This window comes from Comamonas testosteroni, from assembly GCF_014076415.1.
Classification (GTDB): Bacteria; Pseudomonadota; Gammaproteobacteria; order Burkholderiales; family Burkholderiaceae_C; genus Comamonas; species Comamonas testosteroni_F.
This window is the reverse complement of sequence record NZ_CP043568.1, coordinates 826,715-843,005: the sequence shown is the minus strand read 5'-3', so window position 1 is coordinate 843,005 and position 16,291 is coordinate 826,715. Positions and strand designations below refer to the sequence as shown.

The following is a 16,291-nucleotide window of genomic DNA, read 5'->3' as shown; positions in this document are numbered from 1 at the left end:
GCCAATCTGGCCAGCCCATGATTCTCGCAGCCCGCAGATATTACAAATGAAAAGGCCCGCATCAACTCGTGCGGGCCCTATGTAAAAACTGATAACAGTTATTTGCTGGTGCTGCGCACCTGGCTCAGCATCTTGGGAGTGATGAAAACCAGCATTTCGCGCTTGCTCGAAGCCTTGGTGTTGCTGCGGAACAAATGCCCCAATACCGGCAGATCTCCGAACAGCGGCACCTTGTTGAGCTGGTTGGTCTCCTCCATCTCAAAGATACCGCCAATCACCACCGTGCCGCCATTTTCGACCAGCACCTGGGTCTTGACATGCTTGGTATCGATGGCGACGCCCTGAGTCGTGGTCTCGCCGCGGCTGTCCTTGTTCACATCCAGATCCAGAATGATGTCGCCTTCAGGAGTGATCTGCGGAGTCACTTCCAGTTTCAGTACGGCCTTCTTGAACGAGATGGTCGTGGCGCCATTCGGCGCAGTCACGGAGTATGGGTATTCCGTGCCTTGCTCGATCAAGGCCTTGTTCTGGTCTGCCGTCACCAGCCGGGGGTTGGAGATGATCTTGCCATCGCCTTCGGCTTCCAGAGCGGACAGCTCCAGGGACAGAAAACGCGACATGGAGCTATTGAAGACAGAGAATGCAACCTGACCCACAGTGTTGATTCCTGAAATACTGGCCGGCAAATTGACAAAATTGCCACTGGGGAATCTGGTGCTTGATCCCGATCCACTACCAGTACTACCAGGCAGAAACTGAGACGATGTCATGGAGGCATTGCTGCCAACAGCCCCTCCGCCGAACTTCACACCCAGCGAACGGCCAAAGGTATCGCGCGCCTCGACAATGCGGGCCTCGATCATGACCTGGCGTACCGGCACATCCAGCGTTGCCAGCAAAGCCTTCATTTCTTCCAGCTTGGTCGGCGTGTCCGTCACGAATAGCTGATTGGTTCGTGGCTCGGAAATGGCCGAGCCGCGCGACGACAGAAAGCGCGTGCTGGATCCTGTACCGCCTGCACCACCGCCGCCTGTCGAAGTCGTGATCTGCTGCAGAATGTCTGCGGCTTTTGCATAGTTGAGCTGAAAGCCTTGCGTGCGCAAAGGCTCCAGCTTCTGGATTTCCATGGCCGCTTCATAGTCACGCTTGGTACGCGCGTCAATCTCGTCCTTGGGAGCGATCCAGAGCACGGAGCCGGACTTGCGCATGCCCAGCCCCTTGGCATCCATGATGATCTGAAGTGCCTGGTCCCAAGGCACATCCTTCAGGCGCAGGGTCAAGGCACCTGTCACCGTATCCGAGGTGACGATATTGAAGTTGGTGAAGTCCGCAATGACCTGCAGCAAAGAGCGCACTTCGATATTCTGAAAATTGAGCGATAGCTTTTCGCCGCTGTAGCCCGGGCCTTGGGTCAACTTGCTGGTGTCGACCTTTTTCTGGCGCACCTCCACCACGAACTGATTGTCACTTTGGTAAGCGCTGTGCTCCCAGTCACCCACAGGGTCAATGCGCATCCGAACACGATCACCTTGCTGGGTGGTCGAGATCGTTTGCACAGGCGTACCGAAATCTCCCACATCGAGCTTCTTGCGCAAATCTTCAGGCAGGGCCGTACGCAGGAAATCCACCGTCAGGCCCTTGCCCTCCTGTCGCAGATCCACCCCCACCTGGCTGCTGCCAAGGCTGACAACAACCCGGCCGGAACCGTCGCTACCACGGCGAAAATCGATACCGCGAATCGGAGCTGCATCAGAGGCGGCCGTCTTGTTCTCGAACACCGGAGCCATGACAGGAGCCGCAGCTGCAGCAGTTGTCGCGGCACCCGCGGGATCAAGCAAGATCAACAGAGATTTGCCCTGGCGCTGCAAGCGATAGGTCGTAGCCGTCTTCAGGTTCAATACCAGACGTGAGCGACCCGATGCTTCCACCAGATTTGCCGAACGCAGATTGCCCTGATTGAATTCAAGCGACGACTTGCCCGAACCATTGCTCACACCCGGAAAATCCAGAGCGATACGCGCCGGAGACTGAACCACGAATCCGGTCGGGTCTGCAGCCAGCGGTTCGGACAGCTCAACACGGACGACCTCGGAGCCTGAATGCAAAGCACCTGTAACAGCCTCAATGCGGGCTTGTGCCCAAGCTGCCGAAGAAAGCAAAAGGCCGCTCAGGGTCAGACCCCAACGGGCCTTCGCCATAGTGCTGCGATTAATACCCATCATTTGCCAACCTCCTGCAACTCCAAAGTGCTTGTTCTTTCAATCCAGTCACCACCGCCATCCTGGACAATTTCTCTCAGCTGGATGGAGTTTTCCGTAATCTTGGTGATCTTTCCGTAGTTCTGCCCCAGATAGTTGCCGACACGCACCTGATAGAGCAGACCGCCGACTTTGACCAAGGCCGTGGGTACGTTCTTTTTGTCGAGACTGCCCACCATGGTCATGGTGTCCAGCGGCTCGGCCTCCAGCGGCTCCTTGCGGCGATTCAGCTCTGGCGTGAGCAAAGCCGTGCTGATGTTGGATTGCGCAGACTCCTTGCGCAGCACCTGGATCAGCTTGAGAGGATTGAAGGGGTCCATACCATCAGCCCCTGTATAGGCCTGAGGCTTGAAAGGCTTGGGCTCCTCCAGAGGAGTCACACGAGGCCTGGCATTGGCTCGCTCCTGGGCCATCCACTCACGCAGTTGCTCCTCCTCGGAGGAGGTGCAGCCCGCCAGCAAAGCACTGCTCATCAGGACCAGCCAGACAGGGTTCAAGAATGCTCTGCTCATTTCTTCCTCTTGGCCGCGTCGCGCTGCGCCTTGACTTCGTCCGCATCCAGATATCGGAATGTGCGTGCCGTGGCATCCATGGACAGCACATCCGTGTCCTTGCTTCCCGGAGCGATGGACAGATTGTTCAAGGTCACGATACGGGACAGGAAAGCGATATCCGAGGCAAAAGCACCGATGTCGTGATAACGCCCCGTCACCTTCAGGGTGATGGGCAGCTCGGCGTAGTACTCCTTGGTAACCATGGCACCAGGGCGGAATACCTCAAACTGCAGACTACGTCCCAAGCCAGCCTGGTTGATATCGGAAAGCAGAGCTGCCATCTCCGCCTTGCTGGGCAGTTGCTTTTCCAGCTGCGTCACATACTGCTGCACCTGCTCGCGCTGCTTCTTCAAGCCCTCCAGGCTCACTGCCTTGACCATTTTCTTGGAATAGTCTTCGCGCAGAGTCACCTCGGTCGCACGCTCGGCGTCAAGCTCTGCTTCGTAATCCTTCAGGATGACGAACCACAGCAAGGCAGCGACAGCGACTGCAACGGCAACATACAGCAGTGCCTTGGGCAAGGCTGGCCAGACCGAAGGGTCATTGGGATCCAGATTCCGGAATTGGCGCTGAATTCTCTCTTGCAGTGCAGCGAAGTCGATGTCCAGAGATTTCTTCTTTTTTGCCATTACTGCGCCTTCACAGAAGAGCTTGCAGCAAGCAGATTTTTCTCCGCATCGCTGGCCCTGGTCAGATTGAAGCGCAATGTGAATGCAGCTGCACGGCGCTTATCCTTGGCAGTCACATCAACCGTCTTGGCCACAATTTCCATCAACTCAGGCTTGGAGAACCAGGACGAGCCATCCGTAAGATTGCGCAGCATCTCGGAAATACGCTCATTCGACTGCGCAGTTCCCTGCATGGTCACCGACAGGCCTTCTTGCTTGATGCTGCTGATGTAGACACCGTCCGGCAGTTGCTTGACCAGCTCATTGAGCATGTATACCGGCAGATTGCGGTCGGACTGGAGATCCTCCACCGCCTTCTGTCGTGCACGCAGAGCGGTGATTTCGGCCTCGAGCCCCTCGATTTCCTTGATCTGTGTTTCCAGGACCTTGATTTCGGAGCGCAGCAGATTGTTCTTGTTCTGCTGGCCCTCGATCATCATCTGGAAGTACCAGTAAATCAGTGCTGCGATCAGCAGTCCACCCAGTGCGCCCAGCACCATATTCACCTGAAACGCTTCTTTACGGCGCTTCTTGGCTGCTTCGCGGTGCGGTAAAAGGTTAATCAGTATCACTCTTGAAACCTCCGCATGGCCAAACCGCAAGAGGTCAGATAGGACGGCGCTTCACGTGCCATCTTCTTCAGACGCACGCCGCTGCCAATTTCCATGCCTTCGAAAGGATTGGCAAGACTGCAGGCACATCCGGTCTGCTGGCTGACGGCCTCCACCAGCCCCGGCAGGGACGACGATCCACCTGCCAGCAAAACATGATCGACGCGGTTATAGGGAGTACTCGTGAAGAAGAACTGCAATGCTCGCGCCACCTCCTGGGTCAGGCTTTGCACGAAGGGCTTGAGCACACCAGCCGCGTAGTCGTCCGGCAATTCGCCGCTGCGCTTCTTGGCCTCTGCTTCTTCCGGAGAAAACCCATACTGGCGTGCAATCAGCTGTGTCAGTTGCGCGCCGCCAAATGCCTGATCTCGCTCATACAGCACCTCCTCGTTGCGAAGCACCTGCATGCTGGTGGTCATGGCCCCCACTTCGAACAACGCAACAATGGCGTCACGCCCGGCATTGGGCAAACGCGACACCAGACGCGTGGCAGCCATCCGGGCGGCATAGGGCTCGATATCGATCACGATGGGCTTGAGACCGGCCGCCTCGGCCAGGCCCTGGCGGTCCTGCACTTTTTCCTTGCGCGATGCAGCGATCAGCACATCCACGTCGCCGGGCGACACCAGCGAAGGCCCTATGACGCAGAAATCCAGACTCACTTCGTCGAGCGAGAACGGAATGTACTGGTTGGCTTCGGACTCGACCTGGACCTCCATTTCCAGCTCGGTCAAACCGGATGGCAGGGTGATCTTCTTGGTGATCACGGCTGCGGCGGGCAAGGCCATGGCGACCTGCTTGGTACGCGTTCCGCTTTTCTTGACCAGGCGGCGCACCGCCTCAGCCACTTCATCGAATTTCTCAATATTGCCGTCGGTGATCCAGCCTTTTTCAAGCGGCTCGATCGCACAACGCTCCAATTGCCACTCGCCGGATTTGCTTTTGGCCAGCTCGACCAGCTTCACGCTGGAGGAGCTGACATCAATGCCAAGCAAAGGTGCAGGCTGACGGCTGAATAAAGAACTCAGAGCAATCAACATGCCCCCCAGGTTTGTAAGAATGGAAACAAAAGCCAGCAATACCCTGGGATCCTAGCAGCAAGCTATAGCAGCACATGCTTTGCAGCAGCGCTTTGCACCATATTTCGTGGTCAAAAAAAGACAAACTTGTGTAACGTCAAACAACAAGAAAGCTACCCTTTGCCCCCAGTGGTACTTACCCTGTGACTTAGGATTCGACCAAAGCGCGGCCTCCACCCGGCCGCCACGATGCTTTTCTGGGCGGCATTTCTATAATGCCCTACCCCTTGCCAATACTGCGAAATGCCGCCATCAGAACATTCTGCCCACCAGGCTCCTGCGCCTGGCTCCCAAACTCCTAAAAAACGCATGCACTGGTTGCCGCGCTCCATTTTCTGGCTGATCGGACTTGCCGTCGCCGCGGCCCTGGCGGTGTTGCTGGCCGTGGCCGTGGCACTGGCCATGGCCTATCCCAACCTCCCCGATGTCTCCGAGCTCGCAGACTACCGCCCCAAGCTGCCGCTGCGCGTGTATTCCAGCGAAGGAGCACTGCTTGGCGAATTCGGAGAAGAGCGCCGCACCCTGACCCCCATCAACGAGATCCCCAAGGTCATGACGGATGCGGTGCTGGCCATCGAAGACACGCGCTTCTTCGAGCATGGCGGCGTGGACTACAAGGGCATGCTGCGTGCTGCGCTGGCCAACCTGGGCAAGGTCAAGAGCCAGGGGGCCTCCACCATCACCATGCAGGTCGCGCGCAATGTCTACCTCTCTTCCGAGAAGACCTACACCCGCAAGATCTACGAAATCCTGCTGACCTTCAAGCTTGAGCACTTGCTCACCAAGGAGCAGATCCTCGAGATCTACATGAACCAGATTTTCCTTGGCAACCGTGCCTATGGCTTTGCAGCTGCCTGCGAAGCCTACTTCGGCCATCCGCTCAAGGACATCACGGTGGCCGAAGCCGCCATGCTGGCCGGCCTGCCCAAGGCTCCATCGGCCTACAACCCGATCAGCAACCCCAAACGCGCTCGCATCCGCCAGCTCTACATCATCGAGCGCATGGAGGAAAACGGTTTCATCACCGCAGAGCAGGCCAAGCAGGCCCGCGAAGAGCCTCTCAAGCTGCGTACTGCCGCCAATTCGACTCGCGTGCATGCAGAGTACGTGGCCGAAATGGCCCGTCAACTGATCTTTGCCCAATACGGCAGCGATGCCTATACCCGCGGCCTGAACGTCTACACCACCCTCAATGCCGGTGAACAAGAGGCCGCCTACAAGGCTTTGCGCGAAGGCATCATGAACTACGAACGCCGCCAGAAGTACCGCGGCCCCGAGAAGTTCATCACTCTGCCCAGCAACGCTCAGGAGCTGGAAGACGCCATCGACGATGCCCTGGCCAACCATCCCGACAACGGCGATGTGGTTGCGGCCGTGGTGCTGGAAGCATCGCCTCGCAAGATCGTCGCGGCCCGTGCGGACGGTACCCATTTCGAGATCACCGGCGACAACCTCAAGCCCGCAGAATCAGGCCTCAGCCCCAAGGCACCGCCCAATATCAAGATCCGCCCCGGCGCCGTGATCCGCGCCATCAAGAACTCCAAGGGAGCCTGGGAAATCACCCAGCTACCCGAAGTCGAGGGCGCTTTTGTGGCCATGTCCACGCAAACCGGCGCCATCCGCGCGCTAATCGGTGGTTTCGACTTCGAAAAGAACAAGTTCAACCACGTGACCCAGGCCTGGCGCCAGCCCGGCTCCAGCTTCAAGCCCTTCATCTACTCTGCGGCGCTGGAACACGGCTTCTCGCCTTCCACCATGATCAACGACGCACCGATCTTCTTCAGTGCAGCAACCACCGGTGGTCAGCCCTGGGAGCCCAAGAACTACGACGGCCGCTACGACGGCCCCATGACCATGCGCACGGGCTTGAACAAGTCCAAGAACATGATCTCCATCCGCTTGCTGCAGGCCATCGGCCCCAAGACCGGGCAGGAATGGGCGACGCGCTTTGGCTTCGACGCCGCCAAGCAGCCCGCCTACCTGACCATGGCCCTTGGCGCCGGCTCGGTCACGCCGCTGCAGATGGCGGGAGCCTATTCGGTGTTTGCCAACGGAGGCCATCGAATCAACCCCTGGCTGATTGCCCGCGTGACCGACCACAAGGGTCGCATCCTCTCCGAGTTCACTCCACCTGCGGTCAAAGAGCTGCCCCAGGCCATTCCCGAGCGCAATGCCTTCCTCACCGGAACGCTGCTCAACGATGTGGCACGCGTGGGTACGGCTGCACGTGCGCAGGCCACACTCAAGCGCCCCGACCTGTATGGCAAGACCGGCACCACCAATGACTCGGTGGACGCCTGGTTTGCTGGCTACCAGCCCAGCATTGCCGCTGTCTCCTGGATTGGCTACGACACCCCGCGCAACCTGGGCTCGCGCGAAACCGGTGGCGGCCTGAGCCTGCCCATCTGGATCAATTTCATGCAGCATGCGCTCAAGGGCGTCCCCGTCGCCGAAGTACAAACCCCGCCTGGCGTGGTCAATATGGGCGGCGACTGGTATTACGAAGAGAACGCTCGCAACGGCGGCGTCTCCAGCCTCGGCATGGAAGGCGTCTCCGATCCTGGCAACGCTGGCCCGGGTGCCACCCAGCCTCCGGCCGCAGAGGAGCGCAGCCGCATTCTGGACCTGTTCAGAAACTAAGTCCTCCAACAACAAAAAGCCTGCCTCTCATCGAGGCAGGCTTTTTTTATTCCAGCACCCTGAATGTTCAGGCCAGGGCCTTGAACTCCAGAGCCATGCCCGACTGCTCGCTCGCATATTGCGTCAGATTGGCAAAGAACTCGCCAGCCCCCTTGGTGTCCAGCCAGACTTTCTTGTCTTCGTCAAAACGATAGTGAAAGCCGCCAGCCTTGGCCGCCAGCCAGATTTCATGCAGGGGCTTTTGCTGGTTGATGACAATCTGGCTGCGATTGGCAAACACCAAAGTCACCATGCCACCCACGCGCTGGGCATCAAGGTCGGCATCGGTTTCGTCATTGATGCGATCACAGCATTGCTCCACAGCCAGCAGAAGTTGGTCGGCGCGGTCCAGATATTCAAGGTCAGTCATTACAATTTGCCCATGTTGAAAGCCAACCAAATTTTAGTCAGGAGCATTGCCCTTGCGGCTTGTGCGGCGTCCCTGGCAGCACTTTCCGCCTGCGGGCAAAAAGGCCCGCTCTATCTGCCTACAGATCCTGCGGCTCAGGGTCGCGCCACGCTGCCCGAGACACTGGGCATTTCCACCAAGCCTTCCAGTGCCGCAAAACCCGCAGCGAAAGCCACGCCGATCGAGGCTGACGAAATGCCCCAGACCGATGCCAAGCCCTGAGGCTTGATGCACGTCAACATGGTCTCCGGACTTACTCTCTAGAGTGATGGCATCTTGTCCTTTGACAAACTGCCATGTCCATTGAGCTCTATCGCGACAAAAACCACGTCTGTCTGATGTTCACCGACCTCATCGAGGAGGACGGTCAGGCCATTCAGGCCAACCAGTTCCTGATCGTGGACAACGGCACGGGCGCCATCATTGATCCCGGTGGCAACCTGGCTTTCAACGAGCTGTTCATGGGCATGTCGCGGCATTTCCCACCGCAGAAGCTGGCCTATCTGATTGCCTCGCATGCCGATCCGGACATCATTGCCTCGCTGGATCGCTGGATGAGCAGCACCCGCGCACAACTGGTCATCTCGCGCATCTGGGAGCGCTTTGCACCGCACTTCACCAAGGTGGGCAAGACGGAAAACCGCGTCATCGGCGTACCGGACTCGGGCGGACGCCTGCCCTTGGGCAATACCGAGCTGGTGCTGCTGCCCGCGCATTTTCTCCATGCCGAGGGCAACTTCCACTTCTACGACCCCATCAGCAAGATTCTGTTCACGGGCGATCTGGGCGTCTCACTGACCACCGGAGCAGAAGCGCAGAAGCCCGTCACCGACCTCGCTCCCCATATCTCGCGCATGGAAGGCTTTCACCGTCGCTACATGGTCTCCAACAAGATTCTGAGGCTGTGGGTGCAGATGGCACGACAGTTGCCCATAGACATGATCGTGCCCCAGCATGGCGCACCCATCATGGGCAAACAGGCGATTGGCGATCTGTTCAACTGGCTCGAAGGCCTGCAATGCGGAATCGACCTGTTCGACCAGCGCGCTTACCAGCTGCCTTCAGCGGAGATCGACCCGGTATCGCGTCAGGTACGTCCGCCCTTGCGCGCCGTGGCCGGTTGATTGCCTCTGAGTGCACGCAGCACTCGCCAGCCAAGCAAGCTAGCGAGAATGGCCGCATAGACGGCCACCTCGGCAAAGTTGTTCTTGCCGGCGCGCATCCAGAAAAAATGCAGCAAGGCCAGCGGCACCGCCACATAGATGGCGCGGTGCAGCCACTGCCAGCGCTTGCCGCCCAGAGCCCTGAGCATGAACCTGGGCGAGGTGACGGCCAGCACCAGCAGCAGCAGCCAGGTGCTGAAACCCACCAGAATGAATGGACGCTTGGGAATATCGGCCACGATATCGCCCCAGTCCAGCCCCATGTCGAACCAGGCATAGCAAAGCAGGTGCAGGCAGGCGTAGAAGAATACGTACAAGCCCAGCATGCGCCGGTAGCGCACCAGCAGATTCCAGCCGCTGATCTGCCGCAGCGGCGTCACCGCCAGCACGATGCAGAGAAAACGCAGGGTCCAGTCACCCGTGCTGCGCAACAGGGCTTCGGCCGGATTGGCCCCCAGCCCGTCGGTGAACGCCGCATAGAACAGCCATGCGCAAGGCAGCAGGCACAGCGTGAAGACCAGCGGCTTGGCCCAGGGCCTGAGCAACCAGGCCTGCATCAGTAGAACTTCTTCAGGTCCATGCCCGCATACAGCGACGCCACCTGATCGCCATAGCCGTTGAACAGCAGGGTCTTGCGGCGCTTGGCGAACAGCCCGCCCTCGCCGATGCGCCGCTCGGTGGCCTGGCTCCAGCGCGGATGATCGACCTCGGGATTCACATTGGAATAAAAGCCGTACTCGTTGCGTGCCGCCTTGTTCCAGGCCGTGCCCGGCTCCTTGTCGGTCAGGCGGATCGCCACCAGCGACTTGGCACTCTTGAAACCATATTTCCAGGGCACGACCAGGCGCAGCGGCGCACCATTCTGATTGGGCAGAACCTCGCCATACATGCCGAAGGCCAGCAGCGTCAGCGGGTGCATGGCCTCATCCAGCCGCAAGCCTTCGGTATACGGCCAGTCCAGCACACCGCTTCTGAGTCCGGGCATCTGGGCCTTGTCGGCCAGGGTGACGAATTCCACATACTTGGCGCCTGAGAGCGGCTGCACTTTCTTCAGCAGCTCGGACAGCGAGTAGCCCACCCAGGGGATGACCATGGACCAGCCCTCCACGCAGCGCAGGCGGTAGATGCGCTCTTCCATGGGCGCGAGCTTGAGCAGGCTGTCGATGTCCAGGGTCTGCGGCTTCTGCACCAGACCTTCTATGCGCACCGTCCAGGGCCGGGTCTTGAGCGTGTGCGCATTGCGTGCGGGCTCGTCCTTGTCCAGACCGAACTCGTAGTAGTTGTTGTAGCTGGTCACATCCTGGTAGCTGGTGGTCGCCTCCACGGTCATGGCGCCGGCCACCTTGCTGGCCACGCCCTTCAGGGCTGGCAGATGCACGCGATCGGCCGCAGCCAGCGCGTCACGGCCGGCCCAGCCGGCCAGGGTCGCACCCGCCGCCCCCATGGCCAGGGTCTGCAGAAAGTCCCGACGCTGCAGGTATTGGGTCCGAGGCGTGATCTCGCTGCCCAGTGGATGCTCGAAGCCTTGGTTGCGGTGACGTATCAGCATAGGAATGCTCCCAAACGACGATCAAGAGTAGTGCGATTTGGACGCTCCCTGCGTCAGCAAAGTTCCTCCGAACTTCTTAATAAAAAAGGAGCTGCTCACGCTTGATGATCAAAGATTTCAGATTGTTTTCAACTTGAAATCCTTATTCAGTCAGCGCAAGCAGCTCCTGTATTTTGGAGCGCCTGGTGCGAAGCCTACAGCTCGCCGTAGCTATGCAGCCCCGACAGAAACATGTTCACGCCCAGGAAAGCAAAGGTGGTGACGGCCAGACCCGCCAGCGCCCACCAGGCGGACACCGTGCCGCGCAGGCCCTTCATCAGGCGCATATGCAGCCAGGCGGCGTAGTTGAGCCAGACGATCAGCGCCCAGGTTTCCTTGGGGTCCCAGCTCCAGTAGCCGCCCCAGGCCTCGGCCGCCCACAGAGCGCCGAGCACGGTGGCGATGGTGAAAAAGGCAAAGCCCACGGCGATGGCCTTGTACATCACGTCGTCCAGGATCTCGAACGAAGGCAGGCGGGCCGCAATACGCTTGCGCGAGAGCAGGATGCCGGCCACGATCAGGGCCGAGATGCCGAAGTACACCATCCAGTAGCTGCCGCCGTTCTCGGTCGCACCCTTGCGAAAGACGATGGGCTCGAAGCACAGGACCACGCCCAGCAGCCACAGCGGCGCAAGCTTGTACCACTTGGTCTCGGTGGCCTGCTGCTTGATCAGATAGGCAAACGCCACCATGGCCGACAGCGCGAACGTGCCGTAGCCTATGAAGTTGGCGGGCACATGCAGCTTCATCCACCAGCTCTTGAGAGCAGGCACCAGGGGCTGAATCTCATGGGCCTGGCGCACCAGCGTGTACCAGAGCAGAAAGCCCACGGCCGCGCTGACCACCAGCATCACAAAGCCGCCCAGGGCACGCGTGTCGTAATGCTGCTCATAGTACAGATAGAAGATGGCCGTCATCCAGCAGAACATGACGAACACTTCGTAGAGATTGCTGACAGGGATATGGCCGATGTCCGGACCCAGCAGATAGCTCTCGTACCAGCGCACCATGGTGCCGATCAGCGCCATGGCGACGGCCAGCCAGGCCAGGCGCGAGCCCAGCAGCGACATCACCGAGCGCTCGCCCTTGGCAAACACGCCTATCCAGTAGAACGCCGTGCTGATGAAGAACACCATGCTCATCCAGAGGATGGCGGACTGGCTGGAGAGGAAGTACTTCAGGCCGAAGACGGTCTCCGATCGTGCCAGTTCGCCGCCATCTCCTCCCTGGTACAGACCGATGGCCATCAGCGAGAAGCCGGCCACGGTCAGCATCAGCACCGCCAGCGGGCGCCAGAACCAGCCCATCCAGATCATGGCCGGGATGGTCGCCAGCAAAATGCCCTTCTCATACACATCCATATAGGCGGCGTAGCGCTGCAGCGCATAGCCCAGGCCCACGGCCACCACAACCGCGAACAACCAGTCAAACCAGTTGCGGCGGGCAAAATAGCCTTCGTTCAGAGTCAATGTCGTGGTTGCGGTGTTCATACAGAACCTCCGGGAGTCTTCTTTTGTAAGGGCTTGGCCCCGATCAGCTTGTCGGCAAGCATGACGAACTCGCGGTCGCCATCCATGGTCTTGCGGTTGGTGGACAAGGCCATGTTCGCATGGCTGCCACCGTTCGCTGGGGTCAGCCAGATCCAGATGCGGCGGTCACGCACGTACAGCATGGCAAAAACGCCGATGATCAGGAAGAGGCAACCCAGGTAAACAATGTTTTTACCAGGGGCACGCGCCACCTGGAACACGCTGGCCTGGACCTGCTTGAAGTCCTGCAGCATGAAGACCACGGGCGCCGGGTAGAACTGCGCGTCGCTGAGCGAGAACACCGATTGCGTCATGAAGGCCTGGGTCTTTTCGTCGTTCTCGAAAGGCTTGAGCCCCGCCTGCTGGCGCACCTGCTGGGCCAGCTCGAACAGCACGCCATTCAGAATCCGCACCAGCACCTCGCCGGCGCGCTCGCGCTCGGCCTCGGGCACATTGCTGTCCATGAAGTCCGATATCGCCTGCAGACCACCCAGCTGGCGGCCGTCAGGACCCTTGAGCTTGCGGTCCTGACCGGCGAACAGCTCCAGCGCCTTGAGCGCGGACTGCGTCAGCGGCTCGGCCAGCTCGGGCCTGGAGACATCGACCGCACGCTGCACATAGGCGCGCGCCGCCTTCTCGGCCTGGGCCTTGTTCTGCATGGCCTGACGCAGCTGCATAAAGGTGTTCATCGTGCCTTCAGGATCGGCAGGCACGCGCAGATAGCGCATCTGGTCGGCCTGGTTCTCACGCACGCCAAGCAGGAAGACGGGCTGGCCCTCGCCCGTGTCCACGGGCAGCATATAGTTCTGGAACTCGCGCGCCTGACCCGAGGCATCGCGCAGCTTGTAGCCCACGCTGGGGCCGATATTGCGCAAATCCTTTTTGTCCGTGGTCTTGTGGGCTGCGCCCAGACGCTCGTCGATGGCCTGCTTCAGGTCGACCTTGCGCACATCGGTGCCGGCGCCGCCCTTGTCCTGGCCGCCGAAGTTCTCCACATTGATGGTGCGCAGCGCCGTGTACTCCAGCGTCACCTTGTCCTGCTGGCCATCGGCCAGCTTGCGCACGAACTCGGTGGAGTTGCCGATCACGCCCTCCACGTCGAAGGGCTGGGAGACGCCATCCATGGGCACGGCATGGAGCTTGACGCTGGAGCCGCCGTCATCGAAGCTGCTCTGGTAGATCTCGATGCCCTTGTAGCTGGCCGGATGGTTCACTTCCACGCGCTTTTCCAGCTTCTCGCCCGTGGCGCGGTCGTGAATCACTATATCGCTGGCAAACAGCTTGGGCATGCCGGTGGAGTAGTACTCCACGATGAATTTCTTGAGCTCTACCGAAAATGGCAGATCTTGCAGCAAGATGCCATCCGATTGATTCAGGATGGCAGTACCGGACTGCGTGCCTTCGGACACCATGAGGTTGCCCCGGAAGGTCGGATTCTTGATCGACAGACGATGCTCCGGTGCCACATCCGAGATCATGCCGCCACCGGTATAAGGCGTTTTGCCGCCCAGCAGCATCTGGGCCCGCACGATGAGATCGCCGTCAAACAGACCGCCAATACAGATCAGCACGATCGCGCAATGCGCGGCGATATAGCCCAGCTTGTTGGCCGCGCCGGCCTTGGCTGCCAGCATCCAGCCGGTACCGGGCCCGGCCGCCGTGTCGCGCTGCTGCATCTTGACCTTCCAGCCGCCAGACACCAGTTGCTGGCCGATGCGCTTGGCCGCCTCTTCGGTGCTGCCAGCCACATCGGCCTCGGCGCGATGGTGGAAAGCCTTGAGGCTTTGCTCGCGGAGGTTCTCCTTGTAATTGCGGATATCGGCCAGATATTTGGGTGCATGGCGGCTCACGCACAACGAGGTGCTGATGACCAGGAAGGCCAGAATCAGCAGAAACCACCAGGCGCTATAGACCGCATTGAGCTTGAGTGCCAGAAACAGCTGCGCCCAGAAGGGACCGAACTGGTTGACATAGTTGACCAGCGGTTCATGTTGCTTGAGCACCGTGCCGATGACCGATGCGATGCAGATCACCGTGAGCAGTGAAATCGCAAAGCGCATGGAGGCCAGCAACTCCAGAGTCGCGCGCACTGCCTGTGAGCGAGAGGAGTCACGATCGCGAAGTGGAAGGTCTGACATGAGGATGAGATAGAGCCGAACGCAAAAAGGCGGGCCATCTGCTGAACTAGCCGATGGGCCCGCCTGACTTGGGGGGTGCCAGATGCCTGAAAGTTCCCGGAGTCACCCGCGCATCTGATGAAAAGGATTTTTAACGCAAGCCAGCTATATAGTCTGCCACGGCCTTGATTTCGCGATCATTAAGCTTGGCAGCAACCTGGGCCATGGGAATGCTATTGCTGCGCTTGCCGTCGCGGAAATCCGTCAACGACTTCATGGTGTATTCCGCATGCTGCCCCGACAGACGCGGGTACTGTGCCGGGATGCCGGAGCCGTTGGGACTGTGGCAGCTCGCGCAGGCGGCAATCTGGCGCTCCTGAATGCCGCCGCGGTAAATGCGTTCGCCCAGGGCAATGGAGTCCTTGTCCTTGGAGAAGCCGTTCTTGGGTGCCTGGGTATGCAGCCAGGCCGCAATGTTCTGCATATCGCCATCGCTGAGCGTGGCGGCGAAGCCCTTCATCACCGGGTCATTGCGCTTGCCATCCTTGAACTCGCGCAGCTGTTTGACCAGATACTCGGGGTGCTGGCCGGCCAGCTTGGGCTGCAGGGGAATGGTGGAATTGCCGTCTGCGGCATGACAGGCGGCGCAAACCGCCCCATAACTGGCTTGCCCTTTGGCAGCATCCGCCTTCACAGGTGTTTCTCCCGCCGAAAATGCGGGGAAGGCAGGTGCTGCGAAAATGGCAGCAGTCAGCAAAGAGGCAAGCAACTTCATATCAAGGGGCTGGGTCTATTGTTGAGAGCGCGAATCCGTCAAATTCTACAATGGGCCTCCCTGAAATAGTTACCGTCATGACCCATGCTTCCCCGGATACCACTACCGGAAAAACACTTTCTTTGATCGACAGCAAGCTTGCGATGGGCTGGATGCACACCGCACGCTTTTTCACGACCGCGGCCCAGCTCAACCAGCTGCCCAAGGTTGACGTTCCCGAGATTGCCTTCGTCGGCCGCTCCAACGCCGGCAAGTCCACTGCCATCAATACGCTGACCCAGCAAAAGCAGCTGGCCTTCGCTTCCAAGAAGCCCGGCCGCACCCAGCACATCAACCTGTTCGCACTGGGCAAGCAGGGCGTGACCGATGCCGTGCTGGCCGACTTGCCCGGCTATGGCTACGCGGCCGTCTCCCGCACCGACAAGGAGCGCTGGCAGCGCGTCATGCTCAACTATCTGATGAGCCGCGAAAGCCTCTCGGCCGTGGTGCTGCTGTGCGACCCGCGTCTGGGCCTGACCGAACTCGACGAAGCCCTGCTGGATGCCATCCGCCCACGCGTGGAGCAAGGTCTGAAGTTCCTCATCGTGCTGACCAAGGCCGACAAGCTGACCCGCGCCGAGCAGGCCAAGATCCTGTCCATCACCAAGCTCAATGCGGGCGGTGGCGAGGTGCGCCTGTTCTCCGCCCTCAAAAAGCAGGGCGTGGACGATGTGGCTCAGCTGCTGTGGCACTGGTGCCACCCCGAGGGGTTGCCCCAGGCAGGTTTGCCCCAGGCGGGATTGCCCCAGGCTGCTCCCGTCACCCAAGCGACGCCCGCGGACGAGACACCTGCGCAAAATCAGCCATAGGCGCTTATCTTGC

At 59.8% G+C, this 16,291-nt stretch carries 15 protein-coding genes and 1 pseudogene; 4 read left to right on the top strand and 12 right to left on the bottom strand.

Annotated elements, in window-relative coordinates:
• Positions 1-98: 98 nt before the first annotated feature.
• The 5 genes from pilQ to F0P97_RS03755 are packed head-to-tail and all read right to left on the bottom strand — an operon-like array spanning position 99 to position 5,131.
• Positions 99-2,222 (bottom strand): type IV pilus secretin PilQ, encoded by a 2,124-nt coding sequence (gene pilQ / locus F0P97_RS03775; RefSeq protein ID WP_182285678.1) that lies wholly within the window; start codon positions 2,220-2,222, stop codon positions 99-101.
• Positions 2,219-2,770, bottom strand: coding sequence for a pilus assembly protein PilP (locus F0P97_RS03770; RefSeq protein WP_182285677.1), 552 nt, complete (start codon positions 2,768-2,770; stop codon positions 2,219-2,221). Before F0P97_RS03770 ends, pilQ begins: the two co-directional genes overlap by 4 nt.
• The gene (locus F0P97_RS03765) at positions 2,767-3,441 is read right to left on the bottom strand and encodes a type 4a pilus biogenesis protein PilO (protein WP_182285676.1); all 675 of its coding nucleotides are present in this window, start codon (positions 3,439-3,441) and stop codon (positions 2,767-2,769) included. Before F0P97_RS03765 ends, F0P97_RS03770 begins: the two co-directional genes overlap by 4 nt.
• Positions 3,441-4,052, bottom strand: a complete 612-nt coding sequence (locus tag F0P97_RS03760) for a PilN domain-containing protein (RefSeq protein WP_182285675.1) — start codon at positions 4,050-4,052, stop codon at positions 3,441-3,443. Before F0P97_RS03760 ends, F0P97_RS03765 begins: the two co-directional genes overlap by 1 nt.
• On the bottom strand, positions 4,049-5,131 hold the full coding sequence (locus F0P97_RS03755; protein WP_371878519.1) for a pilus assembly protein PilM: 1,083 nt from the start codon (positions 5,129-5,131) through the stop codon (positions 4,049-4,051). The genes F0P97_RS03760 and F0P97_RS03755 overlap by 4 nt, the downstream gene beginning before the upstream one ends.
• A gap of 348 nt (positions 5,132-5,479) precedes the next feature.
• Here F0P97_RS03755 and F0P97_RS03750 point away from each other — a divergent pair, with 348 nt between their 5' ends.
• Positions 5,480-7,810 carry a penicillin-binding protein 1A gene (locus tag F0P97_RS03750; RefSeq protein WP_182285674.1) on the top strand — a complete coding sequence of 777 codons (2,331 nt, stop codon included), beginning with the start codon at positions 5,480-5,482 and terminating at the stop codon, positions 7,808-7,810.
• Positions 7,811-7,877: 67 nt separating this feature from the next.
• Here the strand turns inward: F0P97_RS03750 and cyaY are convergent, their stop codons facing one another.
• Entirely contained in the window at positions 7,878-8,219 is a 342-nt protein-coding gene (gene cyaY / locus F0P97_RS03745) for an iron donor protein CyaY (protein ID WP_003061987.1), read from the bottom strand.
• A gap of 12 nt (positions 8,220-8,231) precedes the next feature.
• Between cyaY and lptM the strand changes: the two are divergent.
• Positions 8,232-8,333, top strand: a pseudogene (lptM, locus tag F0P97_RS27955) (LPS translocon maturation chaperone LptM); the annotation flags it as partial.
• A 20-nt stretch (positions 8,334-8,353) separates the two neighbouring features.
• Here the strand turns inward: lptM and F0P97_RS27950 are convergent.
• Positions 8,354-8,500 (bottom strand): hypothetical protein, encoded by a 147-nt coding sequence (locus F0P97_RS27950; RefSeq protein ID WP_420093917.1) that lies wholly within the window; start codon positions 8,498-8,500, stop codon positions 8,354-8,356.
• 54 nt (positions 8,501-8,554) lie between these two features.
• Here F0P97_RS27950 and F0P97_RS03735 point away from each other — a divergent pair, with 54 nt between their 5' ends.
• Complete coding sequence (locus F0P97_RS03735) at positions 8,555-9,382, top strand: MBL fold metallo-hydrolase (RefSeq protein ID WP_182285672.1); 828 nt, start codon at positions 8,555-8,557, stop codon at positions 9,380-9,382.
• Here F0P97_RS03735 and F0P97_RS03730 read toward each other — a convergent pair.
• The 5 genes from F0P97_RS03730 to F0P97_RS03710 all read right to left on the bottom strand — a co-directional run bounded on the left by F0P97_RS03730 (position 9,346) and on the right by F0P97_RS03710 (position 15,430).
• Complete coding sequence (locus F0P97_RS03730) at positions 9,346-9,978, bottom strand: sulfite oxidase heme-binding subunit YedZ (protein ID WP_182285671.1); 633 nt, start codon at positions 9,976-9,978, stop codon at positions 9,346-9,348. The two genes, F0P97_RS03735 and F0P97_RS03730, sit on opposite strands and share 37 nt — an antisense overlap.
• Positions 9,978-10,970 (bottom strand): protein-methionine-sulfoxide reductase catalytic subunit MsrP, encoded by a 993-nt coding sequence (gene msrP, locus F0P97_RS03725; protein ID WP_182285670.1) that lies wholly within the window; start codon positions 10,968-10,970, stop codon positions 9,978-9,980. Before msrP ends, F0P97_RS03730 begins: the two co-directional genes overlap by 1 nt.
• A 194-nt stretch (positions 10,971-11,164) precedes the next feature.
• The gene (gene ccsB / locus F0P97_RS03720; RefSeq protein ID WP_003058739.1) at positions 11,165-12,499 is read right to left on the bottom strand and encodes a c-type cytochrome biogenesis protein CcsB; all 1,335 of its coding nucleotides are present in this window, start codon (positions 12,497-12,499) and stop codon (positions 11,165-11,167) included.
• Positions 12,496-14,676 carry a cytochrome c biogenesis protein ResB gene (locus tag F0P97_RS03715; protein ID WP_182285669.1) on the bottom strand — a complete coding sequence of 727 codons (2,181 nt, stop codon included), beginning with the start codon at positions 14,674-14,676 and terminating at the stop codon, positions 12,496-12,498. Before F0P97_RS03715 ends, ccsB begins: the two co-directional genes overlap by 4 nt.
• Positions 14,677-14,806: 130 nt before the next feature.
• Positions 14,807-15,430: a c-type cytochrome gene (locus F0P97_RS03710; RefSeq protein WP_182285668.1), complete on the bottom strand. Its 624-nt coding sequence runs from the start codon at positions 15,428-15,430 to the stop codon at positions 14,807-14,809.
• Positions 15,431-15,507: 77 nt separating this feature from the next.
• Between F0P97_RS03710 and yihA the strand changes: the two genes are divergently transcribed.
• A complete protein-coding gene (yihA, locus tag F0P97_RS03705) occupies positions 15,508-16,278 on the top strand; it encodes a ribosome biogenesis GTP-binding protein YihA/YsxC (RefSeq protein WP_232538119.1) in 771 nt (256 codons plus the stop codon).
• Positions 16,279-16,291 lie beyond the last annotated feature (13 nt).

Excerpts from the sequence above, each read along its gene's own strand:
- yihA (WP_232538119.1), top strand. The coding sequence starts at position 15,508 with ATGACCCATGCTTCCCCGGATACCACTACCGGAAAAACACTTTCTTTG.
- F0P97_RS03770 (WP_182285677.1), bottom strand. The coding sequence starts at position 2,770 with ATGAGCAGAGCATTCTTGAACCCTGTCTGGCTGGTCCTGATGAGCAGT.
- F0P97_RS27950 (WP_420093917.1), bottom strand. The coding sequence starts at position 8,500 with ATGTTGACGTGCATCAAGCCTCAGGGCTTGGCATCGGTCTGGGGCATT.
- F0P97_RS03750 (WP_182285674.1), top strand. The coding sequence starts at position 5,480 with ATGCACTGGTTGCCGCGCTCCATTTTCTGGCTGATCGGACTTGCCGTC.
- F0P97_RS03730 (WP_182285671.1), bottom strand. The coding sequence starts at position 9,978 with ATGCAGGCCTGGTTGCTCAGGCCCTGGGCCAAGCCGCTGGTCTTCACG.
- cyaY (WP_003061987.1), bottom strand. The coding sequence starts at position 8,219 with ATGACTGACCTTGAATATCTGGACCGCGCCGACCAACTTCTGCTGGCT.
- pilQ (WP_182285678.1), bottom strand. The coding sequence starts at position 2,222 with ATGATGGGTATTAATCGCAGCACTATGGCGAAGGCCCGTTGGGGTCTG.
- F0P97_RS03765 (WP_182285676.1), bottom strand. The coding sequence starts at position 3,441 with ATGGCAAAAAAGAAGAAATCTCTGGACATCGACTTCGCTGCACTGCAA.
- F0P97_RS03710 (WP_182285668.1), bottom strand. The coding sequence starts at position 15,430 with ATGAAGTTGCTTGCCTCTTTGCTGACTGCTGCCATTTTCGCAGCACCT.
- F0P97_RS03715 (WP_182285669.1), bottom strand. The coding sequence starts at position 14,676 with ATGTCAGACCTTCCACTTCGCGATCGTGACTCCTCTCGCTCACAGGCA.
- msrP (WP_182285670.1), bottom strand. The coding sequence starts at position 10,970 with ATGCTGATACGTCACCGCAACCAAGGCTTCGAGCATCCACTGGGCAGC.
- F0P97_RS03735 (WP_182285672.1), top strand. The coding sequence starts at position 8,555 with ATGTCCATTGAGCTCTATCGCGACAAAAACCACGTCTGTCTGATGTTC.
- ccsB (WP_003058739.1), bottom strand. The coding sequence starts at position 12,499 with ATGAACACCGCAACCACGACATTGACTCTGAACGAAGGCTATTTTGCC.
- F0P97_RS03755 (WP_371878519.1), bottom strand. The coding sequence starts at position 5,131 with ATGTTGATTGCTCTGAGTTCTTTATTCAGCCGTCAGCCTGCACCTTTG.